The following is an 18,885-nucleotide window of genomic DNA, read 5'->3' on the forward strand; positions in this document are numbered from 1 at the left end:
TATTATCCTTCGCGCCATTCTTTACCGGTCAGGTTGATGAAAACATCTTCCAGATTCGCTTTTTTAACTTCTTTTGTTCTTTCAAAACCACTGCTGATAAGTTTGTCGATCAAATTGTCTGGTGTATCGAGTGCGATGATCCGGCCATGCTCTACAAAAGCGACCCGGTCACACAATTGTTCAGCCTCGTCCATATAATGTGTCGTGATGACCACTGTGGTGCCATTATTCCGGATCTCGGTAATCAGGTCCCATAGATTTCTCCGCGCCTGGGGATCCAGACCGGTGGTAGGTTCATCTAAAAAAATGATTTTTGGTGAATTAATTAAGGTTGTTGCAATAGAGAAACGTTGTTTTTGCCCACCAGAAAGGGCTTTGTATTTCGCCTTGGCTTTATCCTGAAGATTTACTTTTTCCAACATTTCCATGGGCTTAACATCAGAGCCATATAAACCAGAAAAGAGCTCCATCAGTTCAACCAGATTTAGGTTTGGATAATAACCTGCTGTCTGCAACTGAACCCCGATAATTCCTTTGATCTTATTCGAATCTTTGTCTACAGAATAACCATTCACCAAAATCTCTCCGGAAGTTTTCTCACGCAGCGTTTCGATGATTTCCAGTGTAGTTGTTTTTCCGGCGCCATTAGGCCCAAGAAGTCCAAAGATCTCATTTTCATAAACATCAAAGCTGATTCCATGTACAGCCGTAAAGTCATCGTATTTTTTTACCAGGTTTTTTACACTGATAATGGCGTTATTTCTATCCATGTTATAAATGTAATAAGGTTTAGAAGGAATCGAAAGTGATTTCCCGCTAAACCTTAATATATGTCGGTGAGATGATGTTAAAACAGACGAAACTGTAATTTACCAGGCAAGCTCTGTTTTGATCATCGTAATAAAATCATCAAACAGATAACGTGAATCGTGCGGGCCAGGAGAAGATTCCGGGTGGTATTGTACCGAAAATGCCTTCTTGCCTTTTACACGGATTCCTTCAATCGACTGGTCGTTTAAGTTGATGTGTGTGATCTCTACTTTATCTGATTTTTTAACTTCATCAGGAATTACACCAAAGCCATGGTTTTGTGAAGTTACTTCACAATGGTTTTTGATGATATTTTTTACCGGATGATTCAATCCCCTGTGACCATTGAACATTTTCATGGTACCAATTCCGTTGGCTTCGGCAAGTAACTGGTGTCCTAAACAGATCCCAAACATGGGTTTGTCGGCGGCCAATACTTTTTTAACAGTTTCAATCGCATATGGCATGGCTGAAGGGTCGCCAGGGCCATTAGAAATGAAGTAGCCATCAGCACCCCATTTTTCCATTTCTTCAAAAGTAGTTTTTGCAGGGAATACTTGCACGTAGACATCGCGGTCAGAGAAATTACGTAAAATGTTTTTCTTAATACCCAGGTCTAAAGCCGCTACTTTAATAGTCGCATCAGCAGAGCCATAAAAGTAAGGTGTTTTGGTTGATACCTGTGAAGAAAGCTCCAGGCCATCCATAGATGGTACTTCGGCCAATTTACTTTTCAGTTCTTCCAAATCTGTGATTTCAGACGAAATGATGGCATTCATTGCGCCTTTATTTCTGATGTGACGTACCAAAGCACGGGTATCAATATCTGAAATACCAACAATGTTTTCGTTTTGGAAGTAATCCTGGATCGATTCAGAAGCCTCTTTACGGCTATAGCCAATGTTGTAGTTTTTACAAACCAATCCGGCAATTTTGATGCTGTCTGATTCAATTTCTTCACGGTGTATACCGTAATTTCCAATGTGTGCATTGGTGGTTACCATGATTTGACCAAAATAAGAAGGATCTGTAAAAATCTCTTGATATCCTGTCATTCCGGTATTAAAACAAATTTCGCCGGTAGTTGTACCTATCTTTCCGGCAGCTTTGCCATAGTATACAGTTCCATCAGCCAATAACAAGATAGCAGGTAACTTGGTGTAGTTAGTCATGGTAATTATAATGAGAAATTATGGGTGTGAAAATTAGAAAAAATGAGGATTTATCTGCGGTATTTACACCGATTATGTTTTTAACAAATGTGCTGTTAATTAAACCCTTCATTTCGGGGTACAAAGATAGGATTTTGTAAGGTTCTATTCAAGACTTTTTTAAGAAAATTATTAGAATAGGTTCATACTTAAAATGAGGACAATAAAGTTTACAGATTTCCATCGTGGAGATCAAAGGTATTGTGTCACAAAAACAATAAAAATCCCGTTATTTCGAATGTAAAAACTAATTTTGTTTCGAACAAAACGATTTAAGCATGTCTGTAAATAAAGAAGTAAAACGGATAACGACCCACATCCTTCAGGAAATGAAGCAGCGCGGAGAAAAAATAAGCATGTTAACGGCTTATGATTATTCTATGGCAACCATTTTAGATGATGCCGGACTAGACGTATTACTGGTTGGTGATTCGGCTTCGAATGTAATGGCTGGTCATGAAACAACATTGCCAATTACGTTAGATCAAATGATTTATCATGCGCAAGGTGTAGTTAGAGGTGCCGCACGGTCTTTTGTAGTCGTTGATCTTCCTTTCGGTTCATACCAGGGGAACTCCAAAGAAGCTTTGAATTCTGCGATACGTATCATGAAAGAATCCGGTGCACATGGTGTGAAAATGGAAGGTGGCACAGAGATCGTTGATTCGATACAACGCATCATAACTGCTGGTATTCCTGTAATGGGACATTTGGGGCTAACACCTCAGTCTATTTACAAATTTGGAACTTATACCGTTAGGGCCAAAGATGAAGCAGAAGCCGATAAATTGAAAATTGATGCCCAGGCTTTGCAAGATGCCGGATGTTTTGCTGTTGTGCTTGAAAAAATTCCTGCCAAACTGGGTAAGGAAGTTTCTGAGAGCCTGTTGATCCCCACTATAGGAATCGGGGCCGGCCCATCCTGCGACGGACAAGTATTGGTTGTTAACGATATGATTGGCTTAACCAAAGGATTTAAGCCACGTTTTTTAAGGCAATACCTTGATTTGTATGAAGGCATAAAAGCGGCTGCGCAGTCTTATATCAAAGATGTGAAAGGGAATGATTTTCCAAATGAAAAGGAGCAGTATTAATGCCGGTAACTGATAAAGATATATTATACGAAGACAATCACCTGATTGCGGTAATGAAACGTGCAGGAGACATTGTTCAGGTCGATGAAACCGGTGATGAGCCTTTAGATGAGCAGGTAAAAAAATACCTGGCTATTAAATATAATAAACCGAACAGTGCCTTTTTAGGCGTAGTTCATCGTTTGGACAGGCCTGTAAGTGGCGTTATTCTTTTTGCCAAAACGAGTAAAGCCCTGGAAAGGGTAAATGCCCTATTTAAAAACAGGGAAGTCAAAAAAACATATTGGGCTGTTGTACGCAATAAGCCTGCGAAACCATCTGGAACATTGGTCCACTGGTTAATTAAAAATCCGCAAAAAAATGTGGTTACACCTTACAATACTGAGGTGCCGGGGAGTCAGCGTTCTGAATTGAGCTATAGGCTGATCGGCGAACTGAACGGTTACTACCTGATTGAAGTAGATCCCCTCACGGGCAGATCACACCAGATTCGTGTACAACTGTCAACGCTGGGCTGTCCAATTGTAGGCGATAACAAATACGGCTATCCCCGTGGCAGCCGCAAAGGGAGCATTTGTTTACATGCCCGCAGATTGCAATTTTTACATCCGGTAAAAAAAGAACCTGTAAACATTTTTGCCAGGTTGCCAGTGGATGGCTTCTGGGAAAAATTTGAAGGATTTTAACCGGTCTTAAATATTATTTACAGTCTGCTTTAGAGAAAACGATCGATTGATCAAACTTTAAAGCAGATTTGTTTTTGAATCGTGTTTTGCCACCTTTTTCTTCAACTTCGCCTGTACCTTCATAAAGTTTCCCATCTGCTTTTTTTACAAAAACAACTTCCCGTACAGATCTCATTCCTTCCGAATCGAAAGTGTATTCTGCAATGATGGTGTCGCCTCTTAATTCACCGGCAATTTTTCCTTTATTGCTGTCTTTCTCAAAAAGCTTGTAGCTCAGTTCACCCGTCAGTTCATCCCCGGCAATATTTAATTTTAGGGATGCGGTATCTCTGTTCTTGGTGTACCCATAGCAATCGGACGTATTAACCACTGTCTTAGTCGGCATAGTGGTGGTGTCTGTTTTAACAATTGCTGTACTATCTCCCGTTGTTTTATTCGCATTTTCACTGTTGCAGGATATCACAAAGCCGGCCAACAAAACAGGAATTAAAATTTGATGTCTCATGCTTTCTTAACAATTTCCGGAATGTTTTGTTTTGCCGCTTCCCAACCAATCATTGCGGCTTTTCTGGTACTACCCCAATGGTATTCCCCAATTAAACCTGTTGATTTAATTACCCGGTGACAAGGAATTAAAAAAGCAACCGGATTGTTGCCAATTGCTGTGCCAACGGCACGACTGGCGCCCTCATTACCTAATTTTGAAGCAATAGTACCGTAGGTAGTTAATCTACCCATGGGAACCTTCATCAGGGTTTCCCAGACTTTCAATTGGAAAGCTGTTCCCTTGAGGTGCAGTTTGATCTCACCGAGCTGGTTCCAGTCCTGCGTAAAAACATAAAGGGCATTTTGTTGTAACATGTCCAGCATTTGATGGTAATGGGCATTGGGAAAAGTCCTTTTCAACTGGTTCAGGGCTTCTAGCTGATCGTCGGCAAATGAAAGGTGACAAATCCCTTTGGCGGTTGTAGCTACCAGAAGCATTCCAAAAGGGCTTTCTGCAAAGCTATAATTGATTTGTAAGTGTTCGCCTCCATTTTTATATTCACCAGGAGTCATCCCCTCTATATTGATGAACAAATCGTGTAACCTGCTGGTGCCGGATAAGCCCGTTTCGTAAGCCACATCAAATAATGTAGCTCGCTGATCTTTCAATATGTTTTTTGCATATTCGATACTTAAGTACTGGACAAACTTTTTGGGACTGATCCCAGCCCATTCGCTGAACATGCGTTGGAAATGAAAAGGGCTCAGATTTACCTGGGCAGCAACTTCAGCTAAGGAAGGCTGGTTTTTAAAATGTTGTTTTAAATAAGCAATGGCTGCTGCAATTCTGTTGTAGTCGGTCAGATTAAAAGGTTCCATATAGCGATGTATCGTTCAACAAATTTAGCCCGGCAAATGAAGGGATAAAACCCGAAACTTGCGAACTATTACGCATATTTGAGAAATTATATATAAATTGATGGGACGATCGTTGTCTACTAATCTTATCTAAAATAATTATAACTGGTTATTATACATGCAAATTCCGCAAACTCCATTTTATAAGAGAAGCGCCTTTATTTATCTCAGCATAGCTTGCGCTGCCTTGATTTTTACAGGCATAGCTGCAATGTTTCACAACAACCAGCCTGGTAGTAAGATTAAAAACTTCCCTGATCAGCTGGTTACTCATGATGTTCCTCCCGGTGGTAACAAGGCCGTTTTGACATTGGAAGATGGGAAAACCATTACACTAAATGAAGTGCCTAATGGGAAGTTAGCTGATCAATCCGGAGTTGAGGTCACTAAAACTGGTCATGGTGAATTAACCTTTCATAAGGAGGCTGATATTCCCGTACAGACTGGCGTGATGAATACGATTGCCACGCCAAATGGAGGTACTTATCAGCTTACTTTGCCGGATGGTAGCCGGGTATGGCTCAATGCGGCATCGAAGTTGTCTTTCCCGACATCATTTTATGGCATGAAGGAAAGACGCGTAACTTTAAGTGGTGAAGCTTATTTTGAGATCGTATCAGACGGAGCCAGGGCTTTTAAGGTGATGACAAACCGAGGCGAAGTACATGTTAATGAGGCACATTTTAACATCAACGGCTACCTTGACGAGACGTGGGCAAAAGTAACACTCTTTAAAGGATCAGCAAAGGTTGGCCTCACAACTTCCCAGCCGGTCACCCTTGTTCCTGGTCAGCAGGCTATTGTTAATCAGGGAACTATTCAACTGCTCAACATTGATTTAGCCGATGTTTTAGCCTGGAAAAATGGAATCTTTGTTTTCAAAGAAGCTCCTCTGGAAAGCATCATGAAAGAAATCTCCCGTTGGTATGATGTGGATGTAGTTTACATGAATATTGATAAGAACAAGTTGTATACCGCGACCGCCCCATGCGCTGAAAATGTATCGACAGTCTTAAAACAATTGGAATTGTCTGGCGGTGTACATTTTCAAATAGAAGAAGGGCGGATTTTGGCAACCGGACTTTAAAATCTAATGTTCGTTTACATAACTCTTAAAATACCCACACTCCTTGATGATTTCCTGGTAAAACTTGGTATTGTCGTATTCATTGTTTAAAATGGAAAAGTATGCTCCATAAAACACCGGTTCAATAGTTACGGTCCATTCGTTGCCATTGCTGTTCTCAGGTTTAGTATAAACCAGATTGTAGCTCTCATTTTTCTCGCACTTACTGGCCATAAAAGTACAACGGGCCTTTTGTTCGTTTGTTTTGGCAGCACGTAGCGCGATTAAATAATACTTTTCTGCAATTTTGTTGGAAAGTAACATGCTTCTGAAAGCTATAGGAATTTCGAATGGGGTGTTTCCACCAGACTGCATCACTTCTCCTGAATAGAATATTCTGGAATTTCCGTAAAAACTCATGTTATAAAAGGCATTGGCAATCAGGATGGCATTTTCATATACATTTGTTCCCTTTTTGATTTGCGATTTCATCAGTTGTATGGTCTTGAGCACATCCATGGAATATATTTCTTTACTTTGTTTCCGCTGATGGTCACAATCGTGACAATCGTTAATCCGCATCGTAAAGGGATTGGCCAGCATTTTGTCACCCTCGCTTTCACTTTTTGTCATCATGGCAATGGCTTCGTCAATTTTATCCTGATACGCCAATACCTGTGCCTGGTGGTAATAGAGATCCTGCAAATCAAATGGATAATAACGCAGCATGGTTTTTTCAAAAGCTGTTTTGTTGGGCTTCTGCAAGAGCGTTTTCATTTGTTCTATATTGTTGTTCTGAATGTAGAAATCCGTGTAGTTTTCCAGGGCATTGGCTTTGACCAATTCTCCCTGTTTTTTATAAATACCTGCAATCTGGTGTAAACTGGAATCTAGTGCATAAGCAAAACGTAAAGAAGATATGGTGTCTTTACCGGTTTTGAGATCTGCAAACCAATTTAATGGCGCTACCATTTTTGCTTCAACTTCAGGATCTATTTTTTTAAGTTCTTTTACGTACAGAACCCAGTCCAGAATCTGATATTGGGCCATAACCAATTTATCGCCTGGAGGTAACTGGGGTTTTGCAGCCTGATAAAATGTCTTTGCTGCGGTATAATTGTGCGATAGGTAATTGAGATACCCGGCAGCCAGGTTCCAGAAATAAGGCTTGGCCGTGTTGTTTTTTAAAGCAATATTGCTGATCGCTGTAGTATTTTGTTTCAACTCTCTCTTTTCAGCACTATCTAAAGAGCTTAAACCATTGCCTCCACTAATGTGATATTCAGTAATGTTAATAATTCTAGCCAGCAGTAAGTCTAACTTGTCTGATTTTGGATCTAGCGCTTCAATTTGACCAATAGCCCTTAATGGGTCGTAATTGATACCCAGCATATGCCACAAGGTGGCACGTTCTTCATTGGTTTTAGCTAAGGTGAGTGTCTTATTCCAGTCTGCCTCTTCCTGGGGATGAAAACTCCATTCACTTGGGATTTTGGCTTCCACGGAGTAATTGTAACACAGGCTGTTCAGGTAATTGGAAACTGCATAGTTTTTATGTTGATAATGCCAACCCGCCACGTAACCTAATGTTCTGTAATGCATCATGTTTTGCGGGAAGCTGTTTTTACTGGCCTCAAACGTTTTCAAGGTTTTTGAAGCCTCAGGTAGTAAGGTCGAGTCACTTTTTTCTGAAAAATAATAATACCGTACCAATTGAAACCATAGGCGTTGTTTGATAAAGGCATCTTTTGATTTTTTGAAGCTTTTAACCAGGCTCGCTTCAAATTCAACAGGAGGCTTTACGGCAGGTTGAGGCTCCCAGGAGTACATCACATCGGTAGCGGCGAATTTCTCGGCAGATTTGGCTAGCGACAAATAATCAAAAAAGGCTTTTAATTTTTTCTTGTCTGCTTTTAAACTATTGGATTGATAGGCTGAATCTATACCGGCTGCGGATGCTTTTAACAGTAAATGGTTCAGAATGCCCGAGTCTACTTTTTTATCGAAGTAGCTATACCAGTCGCTCACCACCTGATCATTGTAACGTTCCGTATTTTTGTCATAAGGTGAATCGTAACCGCCACCGTAATAACTGATATATTCTGCATAAAAAAAAGGAGTGTACTCCGGAGAAACAAAGGCCTCCGGACTAAAGCTAGAGTACTGGTAATCGTATCCATAGTCGGCACATGCCCATACTATTCCTCCAACAGATAGGGAGCAAAAGCTAAAAACGAGCAGAAATTTCCTGGAAATCTTTTGCTTTAAATGCTGATAAATTGAGGTTGCCGAGTTCATAATAGATAATTGTTCTTGTTGTATCTGTATTTAAATGAGTAGATAATTGTTGCGCTGCCTGTTGTAACAATTGCGGTGTGCTTTCTTCCAGTTTAAAGAGGTCGCCTGTTTTTACGTAAACCCCAGCTGTAAAAAAGTTATCAATTGCCTCATAAACATTTTCATTGACCGTGGGTTTGTAACGCATTTTGTTTTCCAGTTCTGCCACGCCGATCTTAGCATATACCTGTATGATTTTTCCGGAACGGATTTGTAATGACCAGGAAAATACAGGTAGTGCAACATCCAGGGGGAGTAGGTATTGATTTAGCGTGCCAATATAGGCAGCTGCATCTTTTGTATTGTAAATGGAATTTGGTGTTTTAGGATCGGCAGATAATTTTCCCATGTTGTAAAACATCAATGTTCCACGGTCTACAGGCGGTACACCAGTCTTAAACTGGTACTTGATCTGGTGTAAACGGATGGTTGCTTCCAGTTTCTTTTTACTAATTGTACGCAACTGTTTTAAAAAGCTAAAGTATGTTGCTTTGGTGCTTAACGTCCAGTCACAATCGATTTGAATAGCCTGATATACGATATGGTTTTTGCGGGCCAACTGTTCCAATAATTGGTTGCTATTGCGCACCAGGCTGTCGATGCCTGCCGGGCTAAGCTTTTCAAAGGTTTGGTTGGTAATGAAAATTACGGGTGTAATGTGACGACCCGGGGTAGTGGTCTGGAAATTAACAATTGCTTCGGGATAAGGAAGCTTGGTTTTTGTATTCCATTTGATGTCAAAAAAACGGATATAGAGTTTGTTGTTTCCGGTTTTTTCCAGGAGTTCTGTTTGTGCGGCGTTGAGTTTGAAATTTTGTTTCCAATAATAGTATGCCGTGTTAGATTGGCTGTTTTTTGTACAGGAATCGCAAAATACTGTCAATGAAATGAGACAGATGATCTTGAGATGGCGTAAACATGGCAAATTATTGGACATGTTTTAAGGTGTTCAATAATTCCGCCAAGTTTAAGTCTTTAACAATGACAAAGGGGCAGCTGTAAACCACCCCTTTGCTATCTTGCTATAAATAAATGTAATCCTTAAAATTTTGCTCCGAATTTATTTCCGTAAAGTTCGATCAGTTTTTTATCCATCCAAAGTCCCCTCATATTTCTCGTCACAATTTCTCCATTAGGGTTAAGTAATACACAGGTTGGAATGCCATTGAAATTGTAGATTTTAGAGAAATCACCTGTAAATGCTTTTAAATCGGATACCTGTAACCAGGTCATCTGTTCATCTGCAACGGCCTTTAGCCATTTGGCTTTATCATCGTCCATTGAGATGCTGATCACTTCAAACCCCGCAGGATGGTACAGTTCATAAGCTTCTTTTAAATGCGGAATGTCTGCCCTGCATGGCCCGCACCAGGAAGCCCAGAATTCTAACAGCGTATACTTTCCTTTGCCGGCATGATCTGATAATTTTACCGGGTTACCATCTTTGTCCTGGAAAGCAAAATCAACAAATTTTGAACCTACCGCAGTTTTTTTAATTGCGGTTGCTTTTTCAACCAGGTTTTTACCACCTGCAGTGCTTCTAAGTTGAGGCGAAAGCGTAGCCAGGGTTTCGTCTATTTGCTTTGCATTAAAAGAGCCAATGTTCTTTTTCGCAACATATAGTGCAACAGGACTTGCATTGTTCTGTTTGATGAAATTACGTACGTAAACAAGTAAATTTTCTTTAGTTACATCAATGGCATCCACTAGTTTGATTCCTACTGATATGGGCGCCTTCGGTTTGTCCTTTCCAGGATTCAGATAACTGATATATGCATCAAAGGCCGTGCTGTTTAGTTTCTTTAAAGGTTCATAACCATTGATGTATTTTAAAAACAGATCCTGTGCGGCCGAGCCTTTCACTTTTACTTTTTCGTAAGGATAACCGCCAGAATAGTTAAGTTCCAGCTCGGACAGGTTACTGTCTATAGGGGCATGCACACTGATGTTTTTATTTTCTATAAACAAGGGAATGGCTGACCTGAACCTTTGTTTGGGAAGTCTGTCAAAAACAATGGTGTAATATTGGGGGTAGGGTACACTACCTTTAAATTCAAATGTCCCATTTTTAACAACGGTGCTGTCCTGTGGCTTAGCTGATGTTTCGTCAGCAATCAGGTAAGCTTTTCGCCCTTCGGCGATTCCGGTAACGGTTCCTTGAATGGTAAAACTGTTTTTTGTCTGGCTGTATCCTTTAAATTGGTTTAGTACAGTAAAAAGAATACAGATGATAGTTGCTTTTTTCATGATTGTATATTTTGAATGAATGGTCTATTTTTTTAATCTGATGCCATCCAGGCAGAAGTAGGGTGGAACAAGCATTTTTCCTGTACCATCCTGATAGGAAGATGATAAACTGAAAACCACACGGGTTATGGGACCGAGTGCAGTTAAGTCTACCTTATCCCAGTTTGGCAAGATGTAACTGGCGGTAGGATTGGCTGGGTCTGCAGTGGGACGAATGGCCAGATAATAGTCGACTGAGCCAGTCGCCGAGCTCCCATTATAGCCCTTTACTGTAAGTTTTACATAACCTGTGGTTAATTTTGTCAGGTTTTGTCCACCAGGGCCCGGCAGTGTAAATCTTCCATAAAGTGCAGTCGAAGGATTCGCTATATTGATGTTTTTAACCTTAGCGCCGTTAATGTCATATTGCTGGGTAGTCGCATTCAATGTACCTGAGTATACCGAACCGTAAGTTTCCAATAGAAAGTTATAGGTGGTATTGGCTACCAGTATATGCTCAACTACTGTAGGTTTATCTATGCTAAAAGATGCATCTTCGTCTTTTACAGCGGCCACCAGGAAATTGTTGGTCTGATTGGGTTTGGTGCTGTAAACACTGAAAATACAGGAGTCTATGCAAGACTTGGTCTTTGCCGGGGTAAGGCCACCTGCGGGGGGAAAGTCCGGGCTCAGGCTCCAGGGAAAAGAGCGCCAGTTTTTGTTGGATACTGCAAAGCCAGAAAAAGACCCATCTGGATTGTTCTTTACATTAAAAGTGAGTATTCCCGATTTATTATCACCCGATTTAAAAGGGGCCGTTGGGATTTTGAATGTAAAATCAGTCAGTTGCTGATCTTCAAAAGTAATGTCTTCCGGGTACGGAATGAGTATTTTACTGTCTTTTTTGCAGGAATAGAAAATGATGCTGTTCATGGCCAGCATCAAAAAGAGGATGTATTTATTCATAATTATACTATTTTAAATCAGGGTTTTGTTCCATGAGTGGATTGTTTACGATTTCGGAGTTCGGTATTGGTCTGCACAACTTGTTTTCTTCTAATATTTTCCCGTTTTTCAGGTTTACAATCCATGGCTGACCGTTCTTTTTAAATCGCAGGGATGCAAAAAACTCACTTCCGTTCTCCATAAAAGTTTCAGTAACCAGTTCTTTGAAGATGAGGTCCATCAGCTCGTCGGCATTGGTAGGGTTTAGTGCTGGAAGTACCGGGGTAACCCTTTTTGCGCGCATTTCATTGATTGGAGCAATAGACTGGCTTATCGAAGCACCGGTACGGGCCAATAGTTCTGCTTTCATGATGTAGAGTTCCGGAAAGCGGAAGTAATAGGCTGCATACTTCTCGTCGGGCGGGCTGGCAATTTGTCCGGCATACCTGCCCAATCTTGCCAGCTTCTTAAAAGTAAAACGCATGGTATTGTCCCAGGTTTCTGCTCCACGTACCGGACCCGTAACCACCGGCCATCTGGGATCTGTACTAAACCAGTCTAGTCCCGCAACCAGACCTGCGGTAGCTACTCCGCCTGTAGGAAGTGGAAGTGCATTGCCTCCAATCTGGGAAAGGTAATAGGTATAAAAATATCCGCCTTTGGTTGATCGTGTACCATCATTTTCAAGATATCGTACGAACAGGTTTTCTTTGGAATCCCAGGAATTGGCATAGACATCTGAGAGATTGGCCTCCATATTAAAACTGGATGGGTGGTTACTGATTACATCATTTACCAGAACAAGTGCAGTTTGAAGATCGGGGACAGAACCTTTATACCCGGCACGGTAAAGCAGTAATTTAGCCTTCAGCGCTTTGGCGAATTGTTTGGATACATAACGCGGGCTGCTCAGATCAGATAGGTTGGTTATGGCAAAATCGAGGTCCTCATATATTTTTTTATAACTGTCACCTACAGAGATCCTGGCTTTCCTGATGTTATCCAGGCTTACTACCTCGTCTCTGTAAAGTAATCCAGAAGGATCGGCATCGTCTGCCCACCAATGTGTGTAGTTCCAGAGCAGGTTCGCATTGATCCAGCCTCTTAAGCAGCGTGCTTCGGCGATGAGCAGATTTTTATCGCTGGTGCTTAAGGCTGCTTCTGGTAATTTACTGATCCCTGCGATAGCGAAATTGGCAGCATTCAAACTTTTATAATAAGCTGTCCAGGCAGTGGCACTAATGGTTGTCTGGTTGTAGGACATGTCATACTCCGGAACGCTGAAACGAACGAAGCCAGCTTTTGAAGCCTGGGCAGCATAAAGGGCGCCCGACCATTCGTCGTTCTGAAAGCTGGCATAGATACCGCCAAGTGAAGCTTTGGCAGTAGCCTGATCTTTAATGGCATTGGCATCCGTTAGGTTATGGATGGGCTGGATATCCAGGTAATTTTTGCAGGATAGGGTGAATAAACTGCTTAAAAATATTAGGGTGTATATGGTCTTTTTCATGTTTATGCGGTTGTTGTGATTCATAACCATTATTTAAAAGTGAACTTAACCCCCAGGTTGTATATCCTGGCAGAGGGGTAATAACTGTTGTCTACCCCCATTCCTGTTCCAATCGCACTGCTGGACCAATTGCCCTGAGGATCGAAACCTGGGTATTTGGTGAGCGTGAAAAGATTGGTAGCCTGGAAAGTCAGGTTAATACCCTGGATCAGGTTGTTCTTGAAAATATGATCGGGAATGCGGTAACTGATGTTCAGGGCATTTAGGCGGATATAGGATGCATCATACAAAAAGAAATCAGAAAATGTACCGTTGTCTCCGTCACCGTAATGGGTCATTCGTGGGATACTGGCCTCATAGGGGCTAAGTAAGGTGGCGCTTTGTCCTGCAATCAGGTTACTGTGGTTGTAATTGCCGACATAGCCTACATCATCCAGAGGCATTTTCCACAACCTTGTATTTCCATAAGAATAGGTAAAGGTGGTATTGATCATGAAGTTTTTGTAATAAAGGCTCATTCCAAAACCACCATAAATTTTTGGATCGGCACTACCGAGCTTCACCTTATCGTCATTGTTAATTACACCATCACCATTCTGATCGATGAAATAAAGATCACCGACGTTTTCAGTAGCTGTCCGGTAGTACACTTTCGCACCCGTAGCAGGATTTGTTTTTTGCAGGGCAATGATTTCTTCTGGTGTTACAAATAACCGCCTTGCAGTTTGAAAACCAAACCATTCGCCAGTTCGTTGTCCCTCTTTAACCGTCATAAACGGCGAATAATCGTCTGGGAAATTGAGCTGTTTGGTAATTCCGTTGATTTTTAAAATCTTGTTCACGTTATTTGATGCATTGAAATCAACAGTAAAGGTGAGGTCATTTTTACGGACTACGTCTACTCTGATGTCGAATTCGACACCTCTGTTTTTCAAGGAAGCAACGTTTGCACTGATGTTGCTAAGTGAAGAACTTGGAGGCAGTGGCAGGTTATAGATCAGGTGATCGGTGTTTTTTTGATAAAGTCCGAAACTACCCCTGATCCTGTCATCCCATAGGCCGAAATCAATTCCCGCATCTTTCATTAAAGTCTGTTCCCATTGCAGTCCATAGTTGCCAATAGAACTGGGCGCAATGGCCGGATTTTCATTGTATCGGGAAGAACCAACGCGGGTGATCCAGTCGTAATTTCCAAGATTCTGTGATCCTGCTTTACCAATGGATGCCCTGATTTTGATATAATTGACGATCTTTTTTAGTTTCTTCCCTTGCATGAAGTCTTCTTCAGAAAGCAGCCAGGCGATAGCTCCCGAAGGAAAAGTACCCCAACGTTTGTCGGGTCCGAAACGTGATGAACCGTCTTTCCTAATGGTACCGGAAATGATGTATCTGTTGTTGTATTTGTAATGGGCACGTGCAAATTCAGAGATCAATGCATTTTCTGAAAATGTTTCTCCCAGCGCACCACGGGTAGCACCTGATGAAAAGTCATTTAGGATATCGTCATCAGGAAAATTGGTAGCGTTCATGCTATACGTTAAAGCATTGTTTTTTTCCATGGAGTAGCCAACAAGGGCAGTAATGTCGTGCTTACCAAAGTTTTTTGCATATGTGAGTGTGTTTTCCCATACATTGGTCTGGATTTTCGGGTTGCTCCAGGTCCGGCTTCCTGTGGTGTTAAATGTGCTGCCCTTACGTTTGTAAGTCAGGCTTTGTGAATTGTTGTAATTGGCAGTATAAGCGGTTTTGAGAACCAGGCCCTGTATGATGGCATATTCCAGATAACCTGTGCCATTGAAAATCTGTCCATTTGCTGTTTGTGTATTTAACAGGGTTGTGTAAGGATTTTCCGTATAAGCATCTCTGGTAAAGAGTGAACCGTCAGGATTGTATACGGGAATATCGGGACGGATTTGCTTCAATACTGTTAGCATGTAATCCTTGTCATCCGTTTTGCGTGAAGATCCGCTCAGATTGAGTCCGAATTTTAAACTTTTGCGGATATTGGCTTCCAGATTCACCCTTCCTCCATATACTTTACTACTACCTGTTTTAACAATGCCCTGGTTATTGGTATTGTTTAAAGACACATAGTAGGCGATGTTTTCCGTGCCACCCCTCAAAGAAATATCATGTTGTTGGGTTAATGGGTTTTGGGTCATTTCTTTCAGCCAGTTGGTATTACCTTCATAATAGGCTCCAGGCAGTATTTTAAAAGAATTGCGGTTAATTTCACTGGTATTGAGTTTGAAAAACGCCTGCTCATCCAGGTAGAGACGGGTAAAATAGTCGAAAGTACCTGCTCTGTAGGCTTCCTCTCTGGCCGCAGCATCTGCAAACCGGATGTATTCTGGTGCCTCCATGTATTTGTAGCCGTTAAAATCCTGTTGCATATAACCTAACCGACTGGAGATTTCGATGGTCGGCTTTTGTCCGATTACCCCTCTTTTTGTCGTTACAATGACTACACCATTGGCCGCACGGGAGCCATATAATGCGGTAGCAGAAGCGTCTTTCAGGATGTCGACACTTTCTACGTCGTTCAGGTTCAGGTTGTACAGGGAATTCTGGATGTTGCCTGTGGTTGATGTGGAGTAGTCCGGAACCCCATCAATTACCCATAGTGGCTGGTTATTGCCAGATAATGAGGAAGCGCCGCGGATAATTACACTAATAGGCGAGGTAGGGGAAGCCGATTGGATCGCAACATTTACTCCGGAAGCCTTACCCTGAAGTAGACTTTGGATGGTTGCGCCCATTGGCGAATTTTTGATGTCTTTTTCTCCCAGTCGACTTACAGAGCCGGTGATGTCTTTAACTTTGGCTGTACCATAGGCTGTTACAACCAGTTGATCCAGACTTGGAATATCCTGTTCCAGCGAAATGCTGAAAACAGTTTTTGAACCGATTTTTATTTCCCGGGTTTTATAGCCAACAAAAGAGTAAATGAGGGTTGCATTTTCTCTGACATTTCGCAAGATGAACTCTCCATTGTCACGGCTAAAGCTGCGGTTGTTTGTTCCTTTTTCAGTTATGGTCACACCAGCCAGGGCGTTTCCTTTTTCATCCACTACTTTTCCTCTGATGTCAGTGGCATAGATCAGCTCTGCAATACGCTCTATGAATGTTCGCGGCTTGTCTTTGATCACGACTGTCATCTCATCCAGCCTGTAAGTTAAAGGCTGGTTTAAAAAACAGAGATCCAGTGCCTGTTGCAAGCTCACAGCCTTTACATGAATGCTTACTAATTTGGCTTCTTTTAGGGATTTGGCATTGACTATAAAATCGTAGCCACTTTGTTTTCTGATCTCGTCTACGATTTTTTCTAATGATACATTGGTTTCACTTAAGGTAATCTTTTGAGCGAAGCCTGCTGCACTGACTTGTAAGAGGAAGGTGGTGATTATGATGATGGTTAGCTTCATAATACGCCGTATTTGATTTAGTCTGCGCGCACTTGGGCCAGACTTAAATAAATGGTGAAATTTCATACATTTGTTTGGGTTTTGGGTTGTTGATATTTGTTGTGTCCGCAATAATTTATTGTAACCCAGGCTTTTTTCCAGGGACCGGCTCGAATCGGTACCTGGTTTTTTTTGGATTACAGTTACGTAGTTTTAGGTCATAATTGTGGTTCTCCTTTCTTTTGCTTTTAATATGTACAGTGGTTCCAACTACATCCCTTATCAGGGGGTGTATACTAATATGTCGGCACAGAATTAGCCAGGTAGTAGAAGAAAAAAGAGAAAATTAAATAAATAGGAAAAAAATCAGTTTGTCTAGTTTTAACTTCAATATTTTAATGGAGTTGTTGATCTGTTTTTTAACTGTTTTTTCAGAGATGTTGAATTTTTCAGCGATTTGTTTTTGTGATAAAGCGGCTTTTCTGCTGGATTCGAATATCTGCCGCATTTTAGGAGGCAATAAGCCGATTTCTTTTTCAACAAGAGCCGCTAGCTCTTTCTCGCGGATGTAATTATCTGTCAGGTGTTCCCCTTTGTCAATAAACTCCTGAAAAGATTCTAGATATCCTGCCCTTACTTTTTTATGACTAAAAAGATCAAATACCTTATAGCGAATGGCTGAATATAAATAGGAAGAGAGCGTCTTCTTAATCTGGAGATTTGTTTTAGTAAGCAGGGATAAGAATACTTCCTGTACAATGTCATTGGCATCTTCATTGTCGTTTGTCAGCTTGAAGGCGTAAACATACAGTAAGCCAACATAACGCTCGTAAATCTCGTTAAATGCATCCTTTTCTCCGGAGCTGAGCAAACGAAGTAGATCATGATCTGAAAATTTGGTGTAAGCTGACATGGCGTTATCCCCAAGGCGAATATAACAATTAATTACAAAGTATTAATTTTTGGTGATTACATACCTATGCAGACAAATGCACCAGAACGTATTAGTTGACGATTATGATTTTTTTGCCCTCAACTTTGAAATGAACATTGCCGGTTTCTTCTATTAATTTAAGCACGCTGGATATATTCTTGGTACGGGATACTACACCAACCAGAGATAGATTGGAAGGATTTCCCTCAAATGTAATGTCTACATCGTACCATCTGGACAGTTTACGGGCAATACTTTCTATTTTTTCATTTTTGAAAATAAAAAGGTCATTTTTCCAGGCCATTTCGCTCTCAAGATCTACTGACGATACTACTGGGGCAGCCTGGGTGGCATTAACTTGCGCTTGTTCTCCCGGTTTTAAGATTTTAAAATTGCCCGTTGAGCTTTGCCGTACTTTAACAGCGCCCTCTAATAAAGTTGTTTTTGTACTGCGCTCATCTGCATAACTGTTGATGTTAAAATGAGTTCCCAATACCTCAACTTCCTGATTGGCTGTCACTACAACAAAAGGTTTATGGTTTTTGGTAACCTCAAAATAAGCTTCTCCTGTCAGTTCTACCTTTCGTTTTGAATCATTAAAAGTCATTGGATAGGTTAACGAAGATTGCGCGTTTAGCCAGACGGTTGTTCCATCAGGTAAAATGATTTGATATTTTCCACCCCGCGGGGTAGCGATGGTATTCAGGAGTTGTTGTTTGCCTACAGCTTCAGAATTTGCTGAAACGTGATCGTCAACGCTATAAATGATCTGTCCATCTTCAGTTTTTGTAATTGTGATCTGCGCTTGCTGACTAATTTTTCCATTGATTGCATCTGTTAAAGAAATTTTAGTTCCATCGGCCAGGGTAAGAATAGCTTTGTTTCCGCCAGGAATAAAATCTTTACCTGTTTTTGCAAGTTGATCGGAAATTGACGGATGTTTTGTTAGTTTTTTAGTTAAGAACAATAACCCTATTGACAGGACAATAAATAAAATTGCTGCAGACGTATAGCGGTAAATTTTACTTTTTGTTTGATTTGCTCTTTTTTGCAGCTCAACTTTAGCTGTGATGGAATTCCATATGGTTTGAGAGGCTTCCGCTATCTGTTCTTTACCAGGCTCAGAAGTGCTTTTTTCTAAATTATTAAGATGCCAGCTTTCTACAATTGCCTGTTCCTCTCCGGTACAGCTTCCTTGAAGGTATTTTTCTAATAGCTCTTTAGCAATATGTTTGGTCATAAATATTTTAAACGCGTC

At 41.1% G+C, this 18,885-nt stretch carries 15 protein-coding genes; 3 read left to right on the plus strand and 12 right to left on the minus strand.

What is annotated here, in order from left to right:
* Positions 1-2: 2 nt before the first annotated feature.
* Together IM797_RS08275 and carA are read right to left on the minus strand one after the other, a co-directional pair.
* Positions 3-770, minus strand: coding sequence for an ABC transporter ATP-binding protein (locus IM797_RS08275; RefSeq protein ID WP_194126622.1), 768 nt, complete (start codon positions 768-770; stop codon positions 3-5).
* 99 nt (positions 771-869) lie between these two features.
* Positions 870-1,982: a glutamine-hydrolyzing carbamoyl-phosphate synthase small subunit gene (gene carA, locus IM797_RS08280; protein ID WP_194126623.1), complete on the minus strand. Its 1,113-nt coding sequence runs from the start codon at positions 1,980-1,982 to the stop codon at positions 870-872.
* Between the two features lie 317 nt (positions 1,983-2,299).
* Here carA and panB point away from each other — a divergent pair, with 317 nt between their 5' ends.
* Positions 2,300-3,115 (plus strand): 3-methyl-2-oxobutanoate hydroxymethyltransferase, encoded by an 816-nt coding sequence (gene panB / locus IM797_RS08285; RefSeq protein WP_194126624.1) that lies wholly within the window; start codon positions 2,300-2,302, stop codon positions 3,113-3,115.
* Positions 3,115-3,801, plus strand: a complete 687-nt coding sequence (locus tag IM797_RS08290) for an RluA family pseudouridine synthase (RefSeq protein ID WP_194126625.1) — start codon at positions 3,115-3,117, stop codon at positions 3,799-3,801. Before panB ends, IM797_RS08290 begins: the two co-directional genes overlap by 1 nt.
* Before the next feature lie 13 nt (positions 3,802-3,814).
* Here the strand turns inward: IM797_RS08290 and IM797_RS08295 are convergent, their stop codons facing one another.
* Complete coding sequence (locus tag IM797_RS08295; protein WP_194126626.1) at positions 3,815-4,306, minus strand: hypothetical protein; 492 nt, start codon at positions 4,304-4,306, stop codon at positions 3,815-3,817.
* A complete protein-coding gene (locus tag IM797_RS08300; protein WP_194126627.1) occupies positions 4,303-5,166 on the minus strand; it encodes a methylated-DNA--[protein]-cysteine S-methyltransferase in 864 nt (287 codons plus the stop codon). The genes IM797_RS08295 and IM797_RS08300 overlap by 4 nt, the downstream gene beginning before the upstream one ends.
* Before the next feature lie 157 nt (positions 5,167-5,323).
* On the opposite strand from IM797_RS08300, the gene IM797_RS08305 reads away from it, so the two are divergent.
* Positions 5,324-6,292 carry a FecR family protein gene (locus IM797_RS08305; protein WP_194126628.1) on the plus strand — a complete coding sequence of 323 codons (969 nt, stop codon included), beginning with the start codon at positions 5,324-5,326 and terminating at the stop codon, positions 6,290-6,292.
* Between the two features lie 3 nt (positions 6,293-6,295).
* On the opposite strand, the gene IM797_RS08310 is transcribed toward IM797_RS08305, so the two are convergent.
* The 8 genes from IM797_RS08310 to IM797_RS08345 form a co-directional block, all read right to left on the minus strand.
* Entirely contained in the window at positions 6,296-8,569 is a 2,274-nt protein-coding gene (locus tag IM797_RS08310; protein WP_194126629.1) for a hypothetical protein, read from the minus strand.
* A complete protein-coding gene (locus IM797_RS08315) occupies positions 8,499-9,545 on the minus strand; it encodes a hypothetical protein (RefSeq protein WP_194126630.1) in 1,047 nt (348 codons plus the stop codon). Before IM797_RS08315 ends, IM797_RS08310 begins: the two co-directional genes overlap by 71 nt.
* A 104-nt stretch (positions 9,546-9,649) precedes the next feature.
* Positions 9,650-10,855 (minus strand): TlpA disulfide reductase family protein, encoded by a 1,206-nt coding sequence (locus IM797_RS08320; RefSeq protein ID WP_194126631.1) that lies wholly within the window; start codon positions 10,853-10,855, stop codon positions 9,650-9,652.
* A gap of 24 nt (positions 10,856-10,879) precedes the next feature.
* Entirely contained in the window at positions 10,880-11,800 is a 921-nt protein-coding gene (locus IM797_RS08325; RefSeq protein ID WP_194126632.1) for a DUF4465 domain-containing protein, read from the minus strand.
* 7 nt (positions 11,801-11,807) lie between these two features.
* Positions 11,808-13,289, minus strand: coding sequence for a RagB/SusD family nutrient uptake outer membrane protein (locus tag IM797_RS08330; RefSeq protein WP_194126633.1), 1,482 nt, complete (start codon positions 13,287-13,289; stop codon positions 11,808-11,810).
* A gap of 29 nt (positions 13,290-13,318) precedes the next feature.
* Positions 13,319-16,714, minus strand: a complete 3,396-nt coding sequence (locus IM797_RS08335; RefSeq protein ID WP_194126634.1) for a SusC/RagA family TonB-linked outer membrane protein — start codon at positions 16,712-16,714, stop codon at positions 13,319-13,321.
* A gap of 325 nt (positions 16,715-17,039) precedes the next feature.
* Positions 17,040-17,606, minus strand: coding sequence for an RNA polymerase sigma factor (locus IM797_RS08340; RefSeq protein WP_194126635.1), 567 nt, complete (start codon positions 17,604-17,606; stop codon positions 17,040-17,042).
* A gap of 91 nt (positions 17,607-17,697) precedes the next feature.
* Complete coding sequence (locus IM797_RS08345) at positions 17,698-18,867, minus strand: FecR family protein (RefSeq protein WP_194126636.1); 1,170 nt, start codon at positions 18,865-18,867, stop codon at positions 17,698-17,700.
* Positions 18,868-18,885: the final 18 nt, after the last annotated feature.

The sequence above is a fragment of the Pedobacter sp. MC2016-24 genome, from assembly GCF_015223055.1.
Classification (GTDB): domain Bacteria; phylum Bacteroidota; class Bacteroidia; order Sphingobacteriales; family Sphingobacteriaceae; genus Pedobacter.